Source organism: Yersinia fenwicki, from assembly GCF_043099325.1.
In the GTDB taxonomy this organism is placed as follows: Bacteria; Pseudomonadota; Gammaproteobacteria; order Enterobacterales; family Enterobacteriaceae; genus Yersinia.
Map to the genome: position 1 here is coordinate 1,022,187 of NZ_CP170755.1, position 15,799 is coordinate 1,037,985.

Here is a 15,799-nt window from a genome sequence, read left to right on the forward strand (position 1 = left end):
ATCAGGTGACAGATAATCAGAGTAATTTATTTATTGGTCACCTGACTGTTTTGCTCAAAGTCTTTACGGTTATCGCATTTATAGCCTACCCACTGGCGGTCTGGTTTGGCTTGGAGCGCTGGGGATTACATGTATTAGCCCCGATACTGCTCTTGATGTTTATATTGCGCTTCTTTGTTGTACGCAGCAAAATTAAACAACAACTCTGGTTAGGTAAAGTGTTTGCACTTGCTGGTATTGCCCTATCTTTGGCAAGTTGGGGCTTAGGAAAAGCCCAGTGGTTGCTGTTTTATCCTGTAGTAGTAAATATCTTTTTACTGATGCTCTTTACCTGCTCTTTATTTCGCCCTCCTCCCATAATTGAAAGATTGGCAAGATTGACTGAGCCTGAATTGTCACCAGAGGGTGTGGTTTATACCCGAAAAGTGACTCAGATATGGTGCGTGTTTTTTGCAGTAAATGGCACGATTGCTTTGGCAACTTGTTTGTACGGGGATATGCATTTATGGGCCTTATATAACGGTGGCTTGAGCTATTTATTTATTGGTTCGTTGATGGGTATGGAATGGATAATCAGGAAAAGGGTTCAACAGCAGTAAATCTGCCTATGGCTAATTGGTTGGATCATTCTCGAGATGATGCCCTGATTATCGCTCTATGCGGCGCGAAGAAGGTAACTTTACGCCAACTAAGGTGTGATGTTACTTATCTTGTGGAGAGAATGGTTATTTTCTCTACAAGCCGTTGGGCGTTGTGTTTTGAAAATAGCTATTGGTTTACTGTTGCATTACTTGCCACGCTCTATTGTAAAAAAACACCAATTATTTTCGGTCACGCGCGCGAGGCAGTGCTTAAGGAACAATCGCATCAGTTTGATGGCATGTTGACTGACCAATCGCTGAATCTTAATTGCCCGACTGTAATGGTGATAGACCATGCCCCAGTTAATACTATTTGCCATCCACTTCCTGATTGGCCTTCCGATCCGTCTTTAATTCTTTTCACCTCAGGTTCTACTGGTGCACCTAAGGCCGTGGTCAAATCTATTGCTAGTCTGGATACTGAAAGCCATTGGTTGGCTGCAAAATGGGGGCAGTATTTTGATAAAAAGGGCAACCCATTAATTATTGCTTCGGTTTCTCATCAACATTTGTACGGACTGACGTTTCGACTCTTTTTACCACTCTCGTTAGGCATACCCTTTCAGGCCGAGTTGATTGGTTACCATGAACAACTGCAGCAACTACCTGAATTATTCTCACCAATATTCATTAGTAGCCCCGCGTTTTTAAAGCGCATAGATACGAAATTACCCCCGATACAGTGTCAGCAGATCTTTTCTGCTGGCGGGCCGCTCAATTTCGATGACGCCCAAGCTACTCTGAAAACCTTGGGTATGTTGCCGACAGAGATTTATGGCGCGACGGAAACAGGTCTGATTGCTTATCGCCAACAGTTAGAGCAACGGCAACCCTGGCAGTTTTTCTCAGGGGTAACACTAGCGATTAATAGTGATAATACTTTTACTGTTTACTCTGCCTTGATACATGAATCAACGGGTATGCCGATGAGCGATATTATTGAGCTATCAGATAATCGGCAGAGTTTTTACCTGGCAGGGCGTAAAGATCGAATCGTAAAAATAGAAGAGAAGCGTGTTTCGCTGACGGAAATAGAACAGCGTCTAATATCACTTCCTGATATTGCAGAAGCAACGGTATTGGTTTTAACCCAAAACGAAAGAGTGAGTATTGCTGCTGTTGTAGTGTTGACAGACTATGGCAAGGAGCAGCTTTCAACTGCAACAGTGGGTTCTTTTACTCAAAACTTGCGACGTAGTTTACGGAATTGGCTTGAACCTGTCTCTCTGCCACGTCGTTTGCGTGTGATTGATATTATGCCTGTTAATTTGCAAGGAAAGCGCGATTATGCGCTGCTACAGGAGCTGTTTTTATGATGTTCCCTATTGTTATCACTCAAACAATAACAGGTAATCACTGCGCAAATATCAGTCTTTTATTGCCTGCTAAATTACAGTGGTTTAGTGGCCATTTTCCCGATTGTCCGATACTGCCTGGTGTGGCCCAAATTAATTGGGTTATGCACTACGCAAATCAGTTACTAGGTGAGTTACCTGCGGTGAAGAGTATTGATGTCGTAAAATTTCAGCGCCCACTGATGCCAGAGGATCAAGTGATCTTAGTGCTTAATTGGGCGCGAACGGAACATAAGTTGATATTCAAATACCTCGTCCATGGGGAAATAACTGCAAGCAGCGGAAAGATCTCCCTATGTCAGTAACCCCGTTTACACCGTGCCTGGTGATACCCTGTTTCAATCATGGTGGAACCATGGCGGGAGTATTATCGCAGTTGGCTATATATCAACTCCCTTGCCTGATAATTGATGATGGTAGTGATACTGATACTGCAAACGAACTAGTGCGCTTGGCGGCGGAATATCCTTGGGTTGTGCTGGTAACACACCCTGAAAATAGGGGGAAAGGGAATGCGGTACTGAATGGATTGGCCGTGGCACAAAAATATGGCTATAGCCATGGCTTACAAGTCGATGCTGACGGACAGCATCATTTGTCGGATATTCCGATCATGTTAGCTGAAGCGGAAAAATATCCTCATTGCCTCATTTCAGGTCGACCGATTTACGATAAATCGGTACCGAAAGCGCGACTTTATGGCCGCTATATCACTCACTTCTGGGTATGGATTGAGACATTATCTCTGTCGCTAAAAGACAGCATGTGCGGTTTTCGTGTCTATCCTGTCGCTGAAACATTGGCTGTAGCTGCCCAAAATTCATTGGGTGTACGGATGGATTTTGATACCGAAGTGATGGTCAAATTATATTGGCAGGGTACAGAAAGCCGTTTCTTACCAACAAAGGTTACGTATCCTGAAAATGGTATTTCGCATTTTGATGCGTTACATGACAATCTGCGTATTTCCTGGATGCACACTCGCTTATTCTTTGGCATGTTGCCACGCATACCTATATTACTTAAGCGTTATCTGCAAAAGCCCGAAAGCCATTGGTCTCAAACTAAAGAGCGTAGTGGCTTATGGGGCATGCGGTTGATGCTACGCAGTTACAAGATTCTGGGTCGTACTGCTTTCAATCTGATGCTATACCCCGTTATCAGTTATTTTTGGCTCACTGGGCATCGTCAACGCAAAGCTTCAATTCTGTACTTACAGCGGCTACTGAGTTACGCCAAACAGCAAAATCATCCCTTACCGACATCCTTAAATAGCTTTCGGCATTTCATGCGATTTGGTGAATCCATGCTTGATAAATTGGCTAGTTGGCAAGGGGATTTAGTGATTGGCAAAGATGTGGTCTTGGTAGGGCGTGAGCGCTGTGAGGCACAAATAGCTACTCGTCAAGGATCACTCATTTTGGCATCCCATTTAGGGGATATAGAGTCTTGTCGTGCTTTGGCTGAGTTATCTATTGGTGTAAAGGTCAATGCATTAGTTTTCACTCACCATGCGGCTCGTTTTAATCAGGTTATGAAGGAAATTAATCCACATGCTCTGATTAACCTGATTCAGGTTACATCTATTGGGCCAGATACAGCCATTTTATTGCGTCAAAAGCTGGATGAAGGGGAATGGGTGGCTATTGTCGGGGACCGTACCTCTGTTAGTCCTTATCAGCGAGACAACCAACCAAGAGTCATTTGGAGCTCGTTTTTAGGGTACCCCGCTCCTTTTCCTGTTGGGCCTTTTGCTTTGGCTGCTGCACTGCGTTGCCCTGTGTTTCTAATGTTTGGTTTAAAACTGTCTAGACAAGCGAAATCGATGGTGGCGTCGGGTGTTATTGGCACGGAGCGTTCGGCAAGATTACATGTTTATTTTGAGCCTTTCGCTGATCCGCTGATATTACCGCGAGCGACCCGGCAATCTGCTTTGCAAAACGCCGTAGATAGCTACGCCGCCCGTTTGGAGTATTACTCTCTATTAGCCCCACTTGATTGGTTTAATTTTTATGACTTCTGGCATCTAAATGATGGGAAGCCAAACCAAGGAAATTTGTGAAATGAATTTACCCGATGACCCGCGTTTTGCTACCCGGATAGTCCATAACATCCCTTTCCATGATATCGATCCTATGGGGGTAGTTTGGCACGGCAATTATTTCCGTTATTTTGAAATTGCCCGAGAGGCATTACTGAATCAAATCGACTATGGCTATCGGGAGATGCAGGCCTCAGGCTATGTATGGCCGATAGTTGACACGCGAGTGAAATACATTGCTCCGCTGGAATTTGAGCAGCGCATTCATATTTGTGCTTCCATCGAAGAATATGAAAATCGCTTACGTATTGGATACCAGATTTATGATGCCGCCAGCGGCAAGCGCATGACAACGGGATATACCATTCAGGTTGCTGTTAAGGCGTCGACAAAAGAAATGAATTTTGTTTCGCCAGCGGTGCTGTTAGAGAAAATGGGTATCACTCTATGAAATCTATTCTGGCAACCATACTACTTTGCCTCAGTGTCACTACCCATGCAGTGACACTGACATCACTGCAACAGCGATTTGGGGAGCAACCGGTACTGCGTGCCGATTTTGAACAGCAACGTAGCATAAGTGGTATGGATAAACCTTTAAAATCAAGCGGTAGCCTACTTATTTCTCGTGAGAAAGGGCTTTGGTGGTCACAGCAGAAACCTTTTGTTCTGACGCTGTTGTTAGATGACAAGCGGATGGTACAAACCATGGATGGCCAGCCTTCACAAGTGATTACTGCGGACAGTAATCCTCAAATGTTCCAGTTTAATCATTTATTAACTGCATTGTTCCATGCTGATACATCAGTTCTGGAGCAAAATTTTACGTTAACCTTTACCGATAGTGGCCAAGACCGTTGGGTATTGGTACTGACTCCGAAAACGACACCATTGGATAAGTTATTTAAATCCATCACTTTGCATGGTCAATATTTTCTGGAAACGATTGATATAGAAGATATGCAGGGAGATGGAACTCATATCCGTTTTTTCAACCAATTAACTGAGCCTAAGACACTGAGCCATGCCGAACAGCAGCTTTTTGCGCACTGATTGCCATCGAAAACTGGCTATCGGCTGGTTACTTATCTGCCTGCTATTGCTGGCAACATTGCTCTGGTTAATCCCCCGTAGTCAGATGAATAGCAGTGTTCTGGCGTTGTTGCCGAAACAAGAGCTGGCAGGTGTTCCCGCTGAGCTGACTGCGGGGTTTAACCAACGCCTTGATCGCCAATTAGTATGGTTGGTCAGCCCGGAGAATGACACATTAGCGCCGGTGAACTGGTGGTTAAAGCAGTTACAAAAAATGCCAGCGCTACAGCAAGTCAGTGGTGAAATGACTGCTCAGCGGCAACAGGAATGGGGTGTTTTTTTCTTTCAGCATCGTAATGTATTGCTGGATGATGCGACACGCCTGCGTTTAAGCCACGGCGGCGATGCTCAAGCACAATGGATACTTGGGCAAACTTATTCGGCATTTGCCGGGGTGAGCGGTAAAGAATTAAAGAATGACCCCTTGCTGCTGATACGCGGCTCACAACTTGCACAACAACAAAATAGCGGCACATTAAGCCTAAATAAGGGTTGGTTGGTGGCTAAAGACAGTCATGGCCGCCAATGGTATTTGATTCACGGAGAATTACGCGCTTCATCTTATGATATGACTAGTGCGCGCAGCACTGTGGATTCATTGGCTGAATTAAAGCAACAACTTCACCAACGTTGGCCTGGCACTGAAGTGTTGGAACGAGGCACTATTTTTTACAGTAATTACGCCAGTCAGCAGGCTGAAAGTGATATTTCGACCATTGGTTTGATATCTGTCGCTGGAGTATTCCTGCTGATCCTTCTCATGTTCAAATCATTATTGCCACTGGGTTTATGCCTTCTCTCTGTAACCATCGGGGCATTAGCAGGGACGGTTGCCACGCTACTTATTTTTGGTGAAGTCCATGTTATGACTCTGGTATTGAGTGCCAGTATCATCGGTATTTCAGCGGATTATACCCTTTACTATTTGACTGACCGTATGGCGCATGGCGGCCAGACGACACCGCTTGCGAGTTTGAGGAAACTGTTCCCGGCACTGTCAATGGCACTATTGACTACCGTGATAGCTTATCTGATTTTGCTCATCGCACCTTTCCCCGGATTACAGCAGTTGGCTGTTTTTGCTTCCGCAGGACTGACTGCTGCTTGTATCACAGTGATGTGCTGGTATCCGATATTAGCTAAGCGTTTACCGGTTCGTCCGGTACCGAGCTTAAAACTGATTCATCTGTGGTTAAAGAGTTGGCAATGTAATCGAGTATTGCGACTGGGCTTTCCTATTTTGATTATTATTTTTATTATCATTGGGTTAGCTACATTGCAAGTGAATGATGATATCAGTGAATTGCAGGCAATGCCGCCTGAGTTCCAACAGCAGGAACAGCGTATTGCTGCACTTACGGGGCAACACAGTGACCAAAAATGGTTTGTTGTTTATGGTGATAATCCTGAACAAGCATTACAACGCTTAGAACAATTCTCTCCTTATCTATCACAGGCTAAAAAAGCAGGATGGATTGAAAGTTATCGAGTATTGCCATTACCTTCACTACTTAGACAACAACAAAATCTAGCACTACTTAAGCAAGCAACCCCAACAATTATCGAAAAACTACAACAGGCTGGTATGAGTGTTTCTTTGCCTGAATTGCCTACAGAGGGTAGCTCGACAATGTGGGTCACTCCACCTCAATGGCTTGACTCTGTGGTGAGTGAAGGGTGGCGATTGCTTTGGCTCTCATTACCTGATGGGCGAACAGCGATGCTGCTCCCTGTAAGTGGTGTCACTAATCCTGTCGCGTTACAGCAGTTGGCCAAATCAGTACAGGGGATAACCTGGGTTGACAGGAAAACGGAATTCAACGCGCTATTCTCTCTTTATCGTGCTTATTTATCATGGCTGTTATTGATTGCGGTGGTTGTTATCGCTGTGGTCTATTGTTGGCGATTCGGCCTCAGTCGAGGCTTGTATTGTGTCACTCCCACGATACTGTCATTGGGAATGGGGCTGGCCGTGCTTTCTCTCACTGGACATTCATTGAATCTCTTCTCTCTATTGGCATTGATATTGGTGCTGGGGATTGGCATCAATTACACCTTGTTCTTCACCAACCCCCGTGGAACGCCAAGCACATCAATGTTTGCCATCTTTATGGCCGTATTCACGACTCAATTGACCTTTGGCATGTTGGTATTCAGTCATACCCAAGCCATCAGCAGCTTTGGCATTGTGCTGAGCAGTGGTGTATTTACCGCCTTTTTATTAGCGCCTTTAGCGCTACCCAAGCCAAAAGGAGAGCATCCGTGATCGATAAACGGAGTGGGATATTAGTCGTTTTAGCGTTGTTGATTGTGGGGTGTGTAAGCTCACCGGACCAAACACAGCCTAAAGCCTGGCTTAAACCGGGAGTGAGGGTAGATTTACCACAACCGATCATAGTTGAGCCCATTGATCAGCAGCAGCTATTGACTGCAACAGCACAGGGAAAACAGCAGTCATTATTAGTTCTCCTCCACGCTGATGGGCAGCGCTTAACCTTGGTTGGGCTATCTCCTCTGGGTATCCGCTTGTTTAAAGTAGCCTATGACAAGCAGGGGATTCATTTAGAACAAACAATAAAAATTGTTGGATTACCCCCTGCTAATCAGGTTCTTGCCGATATTATGTTGAGCTATTGGCCTGTTGCATCATGGCTTGCGTTATTACCGACAAATTGGCGGCTGGTGGATGAGGGAGATAAACGCAGGTTATACGATGATAAGGGGCAGGTAGTGACAGAGATTAGCTACCAAATGTCAGGCGGTATCCGTAAGCCAATAGCTATCGAGCAGTTTGTGTTTCACTATCGTATTACTATCCAAAATGTGGAGGGCTAGCGACGATGGTCTATTTTTCCGCCGTTGGGATGGTCAATGCCCTGGGGGCTTCGTTATCTGAAGTGAAGGATAACCTCTGTGCCGGACTGGCCCCTGGAATGGCTCCCCGGTCGGGTTGGCTCTTGGATGATTCACCTATTTGGTTGGGCGCGGTTGATTCTGAGTTACCTCTATTACCGGAACAACTCGCGCTACACAATAGCCGTAACAACCGACTATTGATGGCTGCCTTGTTGCAAATTCAACCTGAAATTACCGCATGTATCGCCCGCTATGGTGCATCACGAGTTGCCGTGATTATGGGAACCAGCACTTCCGGTATTTTCGAAGGGGAACGGGCGGTCAGGGAATATCAATCCGGCTCAGGTGAGTTTCCTGCGGGATATCATTACCAACAGCAAGAGTTAGGTGATCCCAGCATCTTCCTCACTCGCTATCTAGGTTTAACCGGCCCGAGTTATACCGTATCCACGGCTTGTTCTTCGAGCGTGAGGGCAATTATTAGTGGCAAGCGCTTGATAGAATCCGGGATGGTTGATGCAGCGATAGTTGGCGGTGCAGATAGCTTGTGCCGTATGCCCATCAACGGTTTTCACAGTCTTGAATCATTGTCGGCTGATCGCTGTATTCCTTTTGCAGCAGAACGTAAAGGGATCAACGTTGGTGAGGCGGCAGCATTAATTTTATTATCACGCGAACCTTCCCCTGTAGCCCTATTAGGGGTGGGAGAGTCCTCGGATGCCTGGCATATGTCTGCTCCTCATCCCGAAGGACGCGGTGCGGAACAGGCCATCAAAATGGCATTAAGTCAGGCCGGATTGCAGCCCACTGATGTGGGGTATATTAATCTGCATGGTACGGCGACTCGTTTAAATGATCAGGTTGAAGCACTGGTCGTAAATCGGGTATTTGGTCATCAGACCCTCTGTAGTTCAACTAAGCATCTTACCGGACATACTTTAGGTGCCGCAGGGGCAACTGAGGCCGCACTAAGTTGGCTGATGCTAAGTCATTCCTTACCGCTACCAAGACAAGATTTTTCTCAAGGATCTCGAGATATAACTTTGGCCGAGATTAATTTGGTCACTGGGCCAGCAATGCTCAAGACACCGGTTATTTTGTCTAACTCATTCGCTTTTGGTGGTAACAACGCGTGTTTGATATTAGGGGCTGGCAGATGATGCATTCTGCTGAGTACTACTTACCACACCAATCACCTATGGTGATGTTAGATGAAGTTCATGCTGTAGGGGAGAGCAATGCAGAGTGTCGAGTTACTGTCTCTAAAGATAGCGTTCTCGGCCCCTTCCTTGATGCTTATGGTTGTCTACCCAACTGGTTTGCTATCGAATTAATGGCACAAACTATTGGTGTCTGGCGTGGCTGGCACGGTTTGCAACAAGCAGTGCCACCGACTATCGGAATGTTGTTGGGGGGGCGGGCCATCAGTTGTGAGCTTGCCGTATTCCCGGCTGGCAGTGAGCTTCAGGTCTGTATTCATTTAATCTTACAAGATGAAAAAATTGGCAGTTTTGAGTGCAGTATCAGCATTGCAGGAAAGCAGGTCGCTTGCGGTAGGTTAAATACTTATCAGCCTGATGCCGAAGAAATAAAAAAACTTACATTGGGGAATAGTGCATGAAGCGTTCTGTTTTAGTCACTGGGGCCAGTAAAGGGATAGGGCGAGCTATCGCTCTTCGTCTGGCAGCAGATGGTTTTTTAGTTGTTGTGCATTATCACCGAGATGTTGCTGGCGCTGAGGCGACTTTGGGGCAGGTTATTGATGCTGGTGGTGAAGGGCGCTTAATTTGTTTTGATATTAGTGCCAGGCAACAGTGCAAAGATGTTCTGGAGCAGGATATCGCGACTTATGGTGGCTACTACGGCGTAGTAAACAATGCCGGTATTACCCGCGATGGCGCTTTCCCTGCACTAACGGAAGAGGATTGGGATGGTGTTATTCATACCAATCTGGACAGTTTCTACAACGTCTTACATCCCTGTGTGATGCCCATGATCGGTTTGCGTAAAGGCGGGCGAATTATTGCGCTTTCCTCCGTTTCGGGGGTGGTGGGGAATCGCGGCCAGGTGAATTACAGTGCGGCTAAAGCTGGAGTTATCGGAGCTTGCAAAGCTCTGGCTCTAGAGTTGGCGAAACGCAAAATTACCGTGAATTGTATTGCCCCTGGATTGATTGATACCGGAATGATCAATATGGAGCCAATAGCTCTGGAAGAAGCGATGCGCATGATCCCCCTTAAACGGATGGGAGAGGCTGAAGAAGTGGCTGGATTAGCCAGCTATCTGATGTCAGATATTGCTGGGTACGTTACTCGTCAGGTGATTTCAATCAATGGAGGAATGGTATGAGCAGCAGAATGGTTGCCACCAATCGAGTTGTGATTACTGGCATGAGTGGCGTTACCGCCTTTGGTAACAGTTGGGCTGATATCTCGGCACGTATTTATGCGGGCGAAAACGCGGTGCAGTATATGCCGCAGTGGGAAGAGTATCAGGGGCTGAATACGCATTTAGGCGCGCCGATTAATGATTTCATAATACCCGAGCACTACACCCGCAAGAGGATTCGCTCAATGGGGCGGGTATCGCTGTTGGCGACTCGTGCGACTGAGCTGGCGTTGGAGCAAGCGGGGCTGATCGGGGAAGATGTGCTAACCAATGGTAATACGGGAATTGCCTATGGATCTTCAACGGGCAGCACCAAGCCGGTCAGTGAATTTGCCACCATGCTGACTGAAAAGCATACCAATAATATTACCGGTACGACCTATGTACAAATGATGCCACATACCGCGGCGGTCAATACCGGGTTGTTTTTTGGCTTGCGTGGGCGAGTTATCCCTACCTCAAGTGCTTGTACTTCCGGTAGTCAGGCAATCGGGTATGCCTATGAGGCTATTCGTCATGGTTACCAAAAGGTGATGGTAGCGGGCGGGGCTGAGGAACTGTGCCCTTCTGAAGCGGCAGTATTTGATACATTGTTTGCGACCAGCCAGCTAAATGATTCGCCAAAGTTATCACCAAGACCTTTTGATCGTCAGCGCGATGGTTTAGTTATAGGTGAAGGCGCCGGCACGCTGATCCTGGAAGAATTGGAGCATGCGCAAGCACGTGGTGCCACAATTTATGGTGAAATCATGGGTTTTTACACTAACTGCGATGCCAGTCATATTACTCAGCCGCAAAAAGAGACCATGCAAATTTGCATTGAAAAAGCCTTGCTAAGTGCGGGATTGGCGGCGGCTGATATCGGATATATCAGTGCTCATGGTACAGCGACAGAGCGTGGGGATATTGCAGAAAGTCAGGCTACGGCTACTGTTTTTGGTAATCGGACGCCAATTTCATCTCTGAAAAGTTATTTCGGTCATACCTTGGGAGCTTGCGGGGCTCTTGAAGCCTGGATGAGTCTGGAAATGATGAGGGCTGGGCGCTTCGCACCTACCATTAACCTAACAGATCCAGATCCTGCCTGCGGTGATCTGGATTATCTGATGGGGGAGGGGCGCTATATTGATACTGAATTCTTCCAGACCAATAACTTTGCCTTTGGTGGCATCAATACGTCTTTGGTGATCCGTCGCTGGCCATAGTCATCATTAATTTCCTTATTGTTGATTTTTTATCAAAAGTATTGTGTTGAATGTGGCATTTTTTGGCAATAAAACTCTTGGCATAATCACTTCAGATTTTTACCGGGAAGCGGAGTTACTTGCTTCCCGGTGGCTGCCAGCTTTTTACACCAATGGTTTTTTTGCCCGACAGCATATTAACCTCGATACAAATCAACTCCCTTCAAAATGAGGAATTACAATGAGCGTACCTGCATTCGGTTTAGGAACTTTTCGCCTACAAGATCAAGTTGTTATTGATTCGGTGAGCCAGGCATTAACATTGGGCTATCGGGCAATCGATACAGCACAGATATATGAAAATGAGGCCGCAGTTGGTCAGGCTATCGCAGAAAGCGGTGTTAAACGTGACGAACTATTCATCACCACTAAGATCTGGATTGCAAACTTAGCACAAGGGAAATTAATTCCCAGCCTGCAAGAGAGTTTGCAGAAGCTGAAAACCGATTATGTGGATCTGACATTAATTCACTGGCCATCGCCAAATGATGAAGTGCCTGTTGCTGAATTTATGGCTGAGTTGATGAAAGCCAAAGAGTTGGGATTAACCCGTCAGATTGGTATCTCTAACTTCACTATTGATTTAATGAAGCAGGCTATAGCTGCGGTCAGCGCTCAAGCTATAGCGACTAACCAAATTGAGTTATCTCCATTGCTGCAAAACCGCAAGGTTGTTGAGTTTGCTCAGCAAAATGGTATTGCAATCACTTCTTATATGACGCTGGCTTATAGCAAGGCATTAGAAGAGCCGGTTATTAAGAAAATTGCTGAGCAGCACGGTGCGACACCTGCACAAGTCATTTTAAGCTGGGCGATGCAATTGGGTTACAGTGTTATTCCTTCATCAACCAAAGTGGCTAATTTAGCCAGCAATCTGTTGGCTCGGGATATACAGCTGAGCGCAGAAGATATGGCGCTGATCGCTACGTTAGATCGTGGCGAACGGCTGGTAAGCCCTGATGGTTTAGCACCAAAGTGGGATTAACTTTAGATTAAGTACTGACGAAGCTACTTCGTCTGAGGTGGTTTCTATTTTGTCGGATTCGTCGATATTAGACATTGATGGATAAAATCAATGAAACAGCTCAGCCGATTGCTGGCTACCGGGTCACTGTAATACACAGCATTAATCGGCATTGCGAGTGGCAAAGTCTGTTCTCGTAGTCTCGGTACCCAATCCCCACATTACAGATCTAGCTGGATCATAAAATCTGACAGGCAGGTAATACCATTACCTTCAAGGTACAGGCGGCGCTGATCATATTACTGATTATAAGGGCTTTTGCCTTTGGTCATGTCCCAAGTTTATAGGTTTATGTGATGCAAGAGGCAGAGGAATCTACACCACATACTGTTGATGTCGCCTCTGGTTTGAATCGTGCAGCATTTAGCATAGGAATTGCGTTAGGATCAATTCTTGGGGGCAGGCCGTGACTCGCATGGATTTGGTGGGATAATCGTTGTTGCTGCATTACTCTTGATGAGGTTAAGCGGTAAGCTAGATAAAAAACACTCAAATCAGGTGGCTATCAGCTAACTCTACTTTCAGCTTTTCATTTTCAGCTCGCATATAGATTGTGGGCTCATACCTCGATTTTCCAAGGTGAGGGCAGGTAGAAAAGTAAAACGTCCGGGCCATCAGGGACGCTTGTTTTAACAAAAGAAGTACGGTGTTTTTATGATCTGGCTATTTTTACTGATACGGGCACTTTATCATTATCCTCGGTTTTTTTGTTCATAGAGACCTTATTAGTGAATTATGAACAACATAGATTGAATCTATCCCTGAGTATCCCAATATCAAAAAGATAACATGGGCAAAAGACATTACTGACCGAAACATCTGAGCGTATAATCAGTGAACTACACGCTGCGGTTATCTTATAAACCAGAGTGATTTCGAATAAGGAATAGGCCATTAAAGTGCCGAAACGAACATATGCAATGCGGTATGTTGCAGGTCAACCGGTTGAACAGATTTTCCCTGGCTCAGCTAAACAATTGGGGCAAGGGTTACCGCCAGGCGCACCATTGCCGACAACTGAATTTCTGCGTGTAATGGTGTGGAATATCTTTAAGCAGCAGCGGTCGCAATGGTTATCTGTGCTTAAAGAGTTCGGGCGCGATGCTCAACTGATGCTACTGCAAGAAGCACAAACAACACCCGAGTTGGTGAGGTTTGCTACGTCTCATTATCAGGCGGCTGATCAGGTTCCTGCGTTTGCATTGCCTCAACACCCCTCAGGGGTGATGACATTAGCGGCTACTCACCCAGTCTACTGTTGTCCACTGAGAGAACGGGAGCCACTGCTGCGTTTGTCTAAGTCTGCCTTAATTACTGTATATCCTATTCATGATGGCCGCTTGTTGATGGTTGTGAACATTCACGCAGTGAATTTTAGTTTGGGTGTTGATGTTTATAGTAAACAGTTAGAGCCGATTGGTGAACAAATTGCGATGCACCGTGGCCCGGTTATTTTAGCAGGAGACTTCAATGCTTGGAGTCGACAGCGGGTTAATGCTTTACAGCGTTTTGCCCAAGGTTTGGGTCTGAAAGAAGTTGAGTTTAGTACCGATAATCGCAGCCGTGCTTTTGGCAGACCTCTCGATTTTGTATTTTATTGCGGTCTTACTCTGGCAGATGCTTCAGTATTAGTGACACGAGCCTCGGATCACAATCCACTTTTGGTTGAGTTCCAGCCATAAAAAAAGCACCCCGAAGGGTGCTTTTTAACAGCGTTAATAGCGATTCTGACTTTATGCGTCCGGGGTTGATTTGCCGTTAACGAACAGCGTCAATTTCAAACCTGGCAGCAATTTATTAGCTTTGCTGACTACCGAATTCCATCGCATCACATCGTCGGTGTTTACACCGTGACGCTTGGCAATACTGGCAAATGAATCACCTTTACGAACCTGATAGGTGATGCTGTTGCTACTGGTTGTATTGCTTGCCAGTTGCAGGGTTTGCCCAACTTTTAAGGTACTCTTGGTACTTAAGTTGTTCCAACTCTGCAAATCGCTGGTCTTGATATTCAACCGCTTGGCAATCGTAGATAAGGTATCGCCCGGGCGAACTTTATACTGCGAACTTGATGCTGATTTTGTGCTGTTCAGTGCCAACTTGGTTGGTTGAACGGCGGCAATATCAGTATCTGCCAATGAATCTTTAAGCTGCTCAGCATGGGCTTTCGGCAACATAATATAACGAGGACCGTGTCCAGTGGGTGCCGTTACATTGCGCTTATACCCAGAGTTAAAGGATTTCAACTTTGTTAGTGACATCCCCGCCATCTCAGCCGCCTGAGTTAGCTCTATCTGCTGACCAACATCAACTCGCGCTAGTGCACGGTCTTTGTCAGTATCAGGCAAGTTTATACCGTACTTTTTGCTGTTCTTGATTAAATCCCCCAAGGCCAGCATTTTTGGGACATAAATTGACGTTTCACGAGGAAGCGACAACGCCCAAAAGTTCGTCGGTTTACCCTTTGCCTTATTTGCTTTCACCGCTTGCATGACTCTGCCTTCACCGCTGTTATAAGCCGCGACTGTTAACAACCAGTCACCGTCAAACATCTTGTTCAGGCGCTCCATCATATCAAGCGCTGCTTTGGTAGAAGCCACCACATCTCTGCGGCCGTCATACCATTGGTTTTGTTTCAAGCCATAATTTCGACCGGTACTTGGCACTATCTGCCACAGCCCTGCGGCGTTGGCGGATGATGTCGCGTGTGGATCAAAAGCGCTCTCCACTATGGGTAGCAGTACCAATTCCATCGGCATCTTACGTTTCTTAATCTGCTCGACTATCAGGTACATGTACGGCTCTGCCCGTAATGTTACATCGTGGAGATAGCTCTTATTTTTTAAGTATTTTTGCTTCTGTTCACGGATCCGAGAATTTTCCGGAACCTTCATCTTCAGCTCGTCGCTAATGAAGTTCCACAAATCTTGCTGCGCGAGGCCACTATCACTATCTAGCCATCGCGCGCTGCCCACTCGGGCGCTATTTGTGTACTCTCCTGCTTCACTCTCTTGACCTGCCGAAGACAAACTCTGTGCATGTTGTACAGGAGCCTGAACGCCCACCTTGGACGTCTGGCACCCGACAAGCAAGACTGAGGCGAGAAATATCGCTTTGGTCTTCATGTGTGTGTCAATGTAGTTGCTTAAAAGACGACC

At 46.1% G+C, this 15,799-nt stretch carries 15 protein-coding genes and 2 pseudogenes; 15 read left to right on the forward strand and 2 right to left on the reverse strand.

The features are described from left to right. Positions 1–5 precede the first annotated feature (5 nt). From ACF3VQ_RS04685 to dkgB, 13 genes are all read left to right on the forward strand, one after another. A complete protein-coding gene (locus ACF3VQ_RS04685) occupies positions 6–599 on the forward strand; it encodes a hypothetical protein (RefSeq protein ID WP_392433601.1) in 594 nt (197 codons plus the stop codon). Further along, positions 566–1,957, forward strand: a complete 1,392-nt coding sequence (locus ACF3VQ_RS04690; RefSeq protein WP_392433602.1) for an AMP-binding protein — start codon at positions 566–568, stop codon at positions 1,955–1,957. The genes ACF3VQ_RS04685 and ACF3VQ_RS04690 overlap by 34 nt, the downstream gene beginning before the upstream one ends. Further along, positions 1,954–2,301 (forward strand): hydroxymyristoyl-ACP dehydratase, encoded by a 348-nt coding sequence (locus ACF3VQ_RS04695; protein ID WP_392433603.1) that lies wholly within the window; start codon positions 1,954–1,956, stop codon positions 2,299–2,301. Before ACF3VQ_RS04690 ends, ACF3VQ_RS04695 begins: the two co-directional genes overlap by 4 nt. Beyond that, the gene (locus tag ACF3VQ_RS04700; protein ID WP_392433604.1) at positions 2,292–4,058 is read left to right on the forward strand and encodes a glycosyltransferase; all 1,767 of its coding nucleotides are present in this window, start codon (positions 2,292–2,294) and stop codon (positions 4,056–4,058) included. The genes ACF3VQ_RS04695 and ACF3VQ_RS04700 overlap by 10 nt, the downstream gene beginning before the upstream one ends. A gap of 1 nt (position 4,059) precedes the next feature. Further along, positions 4,060–4,488 carry a thioesterase family protein gene (locus ACF3VQ_RS04705; RefSeq protein WP_005173101.1) on the forward strand — a complete coding sequence of 143 codons (429 nt, stop codon included), beginning with the start codon at positions 4,060–4,062 and terminating at the stop codon, positions 4,486–4,488. Then, the gene (locus tag ACF3VQ_RS04710; RefSeq protein WP_392433605.1) at positions 4,485–5,090 is read left to right on the forward strand and encodes an outer membrane lipoprotein carrier protein LolA; all 606 of its coding nucleotides are present in this window, start codon (positions 4,485–4,487) and stop codon (positions 5,088–5,090) included. Before ACF3VQ_RS04705 ends, ACF3VQ_RS04710 begins: the two co-directional genes overlap by 4 nt. Next, the gene (locus ACF3VQ_RS04715; RefSeq protein WP_392433606.1) at positions 5,062–7,395 is read left to right on the forward strand and encodes an MMPL family transporter; all 2,334 of its coding nucleotides are present in this window, start codon (positions 5,062–5,064) and stop codon (positions 7,393–7,395) included. Before ACF3VQ_RS04710 ends, ACF3VQ_RS04715 begins: the two co-directional genes overlap by 29 nt. After that, a complete protein-coding gene (locus tag ACF3VQ_RS04720; RefSeq protein ID WP_392433607.1) occupies positions 7,392–7,964 on the forward strand; it encodes a DUF3261 domain-containing protein in 573 nt (190 codons plus the stop codon). Before ACF3VQ_RS04715 ends, ACF3VQ_RS04720 begins: the two co-directional genes overlap by 4 nt. 5 nt (positions 7,965–7,969) lie before the next feature. After that, positions 7,970–9,145, forward strand: coding sequence for a beta-ketoacyl-[acyl-carrier-protein] synthase family protein (locus tag ACF3VQ_RS04725; protein WP_392433608.1), 1,176 nt, complete (start codon positions 7,970–7,972; stop codon positions 9,143–9,145). After that, the gene (locus ACF3VQ_RS04730) at positions 9,142–9,606 is read left to right on the forward strand and encodes a 3-hydroxy-fatty acyl-ACP dehydratase (protein ID WP_392433609.1); all 465 of its coding nucleotides are present in this window, start codon (positions 9,142–9,144) and stop codon (positions 9,604–9,606) included. The genes ACF3VQ_RS04725 and ACF3VQ_RS04730 overlap by 4 nt, the downstream gene beginning before the upstream one ends. Beyond that, positions 9,603–10,334 (forward strand): 3-ketoacyl-ACP reductase FabG2, encoded by a 732-nt coding sequence (locus ACF3VQ_RS04735; protein ID WP_392433610.1) that lies wholly within the window; start codon positions 9,603–9,605, stop codon positions 10,332–10,334. Before ACF3VQ_RS04730 ends, ACF3VQ_RS04735 begins: the two co-directional genes overlap by 4 nt. A gap of 8 nt (positions 10,335–10,342) precedes the next feature. Continuing rightward, positions 10,343–11,578, forward strand: a complete 1,236-nt coding sequence (locus ACF3VQ_RS04740; protein WP_392435444.1) for a beta-ketoacyl-ACP synthase — start codon at positions 10,343–10,345, stop codon at positions 11,576–11,578. A 220-nt stretch (positions 11,579–11,798) separates the two neighbouring features. After that, positions 11,799–12,602 carry a 2,5-didehydrogluconate reductase DkgB gene (dkgB, locus tag ACF3VQ_RS04745; RefSeq protein WP_392433611.1) on the forward strand — a complete coding sequence of 268 codons (804 nt, stop codon included), beginning with the start codon at positions 11,799–11,801 and terminating at the stop codon, positions 12,600–12,602. Between the two features lie 44 nt (positions 12,603–12,646). Here dkgB and ACF3VQ_RS04750 read toward each other — a convergent pair. Then, a pseudogene (locus ACF3VQ_RS04750) lies at positions 12,647–12,874 on the reverse strand (LysR family transcriptional regulator); the annotation flags it as partial. Here ACF3VQ_RS04750 and ACF3VQ_RS04755 point away from each other — a divergent pair. Together ACF3VQ_RS04755 and ACF3VQ_RS04760 are read left to right on the forward strand one after the other, a co-directional pair. After that, positions 12,866–13,154 (forward strand): annotated as a pseudogene (locus ACF3VQ_RS04755) (MFS sugar transporter); the annotation flags it as partial. The pseudogenes ACF3VQ_RS04750 and ACF3VQ_RS04755 sit on opposite strands and share 9 nt — an antisense overlap. Before the next feature lie 386 nt (positions 13,155–13,540). Further along, positions 13,541–14,323 (forward strand): endonuclease/exonuclease/phosphatase family protein, encoded by a 783-nt coding sequence (locus tag ACF3VQ_RS04760; protein ID WP_392433612.1) that lies wholly within the window; start codon positions 13,541–13,543, stop codon positions 14,321–14,323. Between the two features lie 51 nt (positions 14,324–14,374). Here ACF3VQ_RS04760 and mltD read toward each other — a convergent pair whose 3' ends face one another. Further along, a complete protein-coding gene (gene mltD, locus ACF3VQ_RS04765; RefSeq protein ID WP_392433613.1) occupies positions 14,375–15,766 on the reverse strand; it encodes a murein transglycosylase D in 1,392 nt (463 codons plus the stop codon). Positions 15,767–15,799: the final 33 nt, after the last annotated feature.

Bases quoted from the DNA above. Each gene is read 5' to 3' on its own strand.
- ACF3VQ_RS04690 (WP_392433602.1), top strand. From the start codon at position 566: ATGGATAATCAGGAAAAGGGTTCAACAGCAGTAAATCTGCCTATGGCT.
- ACF3VQ_RS04695 (WP_392433603.1), top strand. From the start codon at position 1,954: ATGATGTTCCCTATTGTTATCACTCAAACAATAACAGGTAATCACTGC.
- ACF3VQ_RS04700 (WP_392433604.1), top strand. From the start codon at position 2,292: ATGTCAGTAACCCCGTTTACACCGTGCCTGGTGATACCCTGTTTCAAT.
- ACF3VQ_RS04705 (WP_005173101.1), top strand. From the start codon at position 4,060: ATGAATTTACCCGATGACCCGCGTTTTGCTACCCGGATAGTCCATAAC.
- ACF3VQ_RS04710 (WP_392433605.1), top strand. From the start codon at position 4,485: ATGAAATCTATTCTGGCAACCATACTACTTTGCCTCAGTGTCACTACC.
- ACF3VQ_RS04715 (WP_392433606.1), top strand. From the start codon at position 5,062: ATGCCGAACAGCAGCTTTTTGCGCACTGATTGCCATCGAAAACTGGCT.
- ACF3VQ_RS04725 (WP_392433608.1), top strand. From the start codon at position 7,970: ATGGTCTATTTTTCCGCCGTTGGGATGGTCAATGCCCTGGGGGCTTCG.
- ACF3VQ_RS04730 (WP_392433609.1), top strand. From the start codon at position 9,142: ATGATGCATTCTGCTGAGTACTACTTACCACACCAATCACCTATGGTG.
- ACF3VQ_RS04735 (WP_392433610.1), top strand. From the start codon at position 9,603: ATGAAGCGTTCTGTTTTAGTCACTGGGGCCAGTAAAGGGATAGGGCGA.
- ACF3VQ_RS04740 (WP_392435444.1), top strand. From the start codon at position 10,343: ATGGTTGCCACCAATCGAGTTGTGATTACTGGCATGAGTGGCGTTACC.
- dkgB (WP_392433611.1), top strand. From the start codon at position 11,799: ATGAGCGTACCTGCATTCGGTTTAGGAACTTTTCGCCTACAAGATCAA.
- mltD (WP_392433613.1), bottom strand. From the start codon at position 15,766: ATGAAGACCAAAGCGATATTTCTCGCCTCAGTCTTGCTTGTCGGGTGC.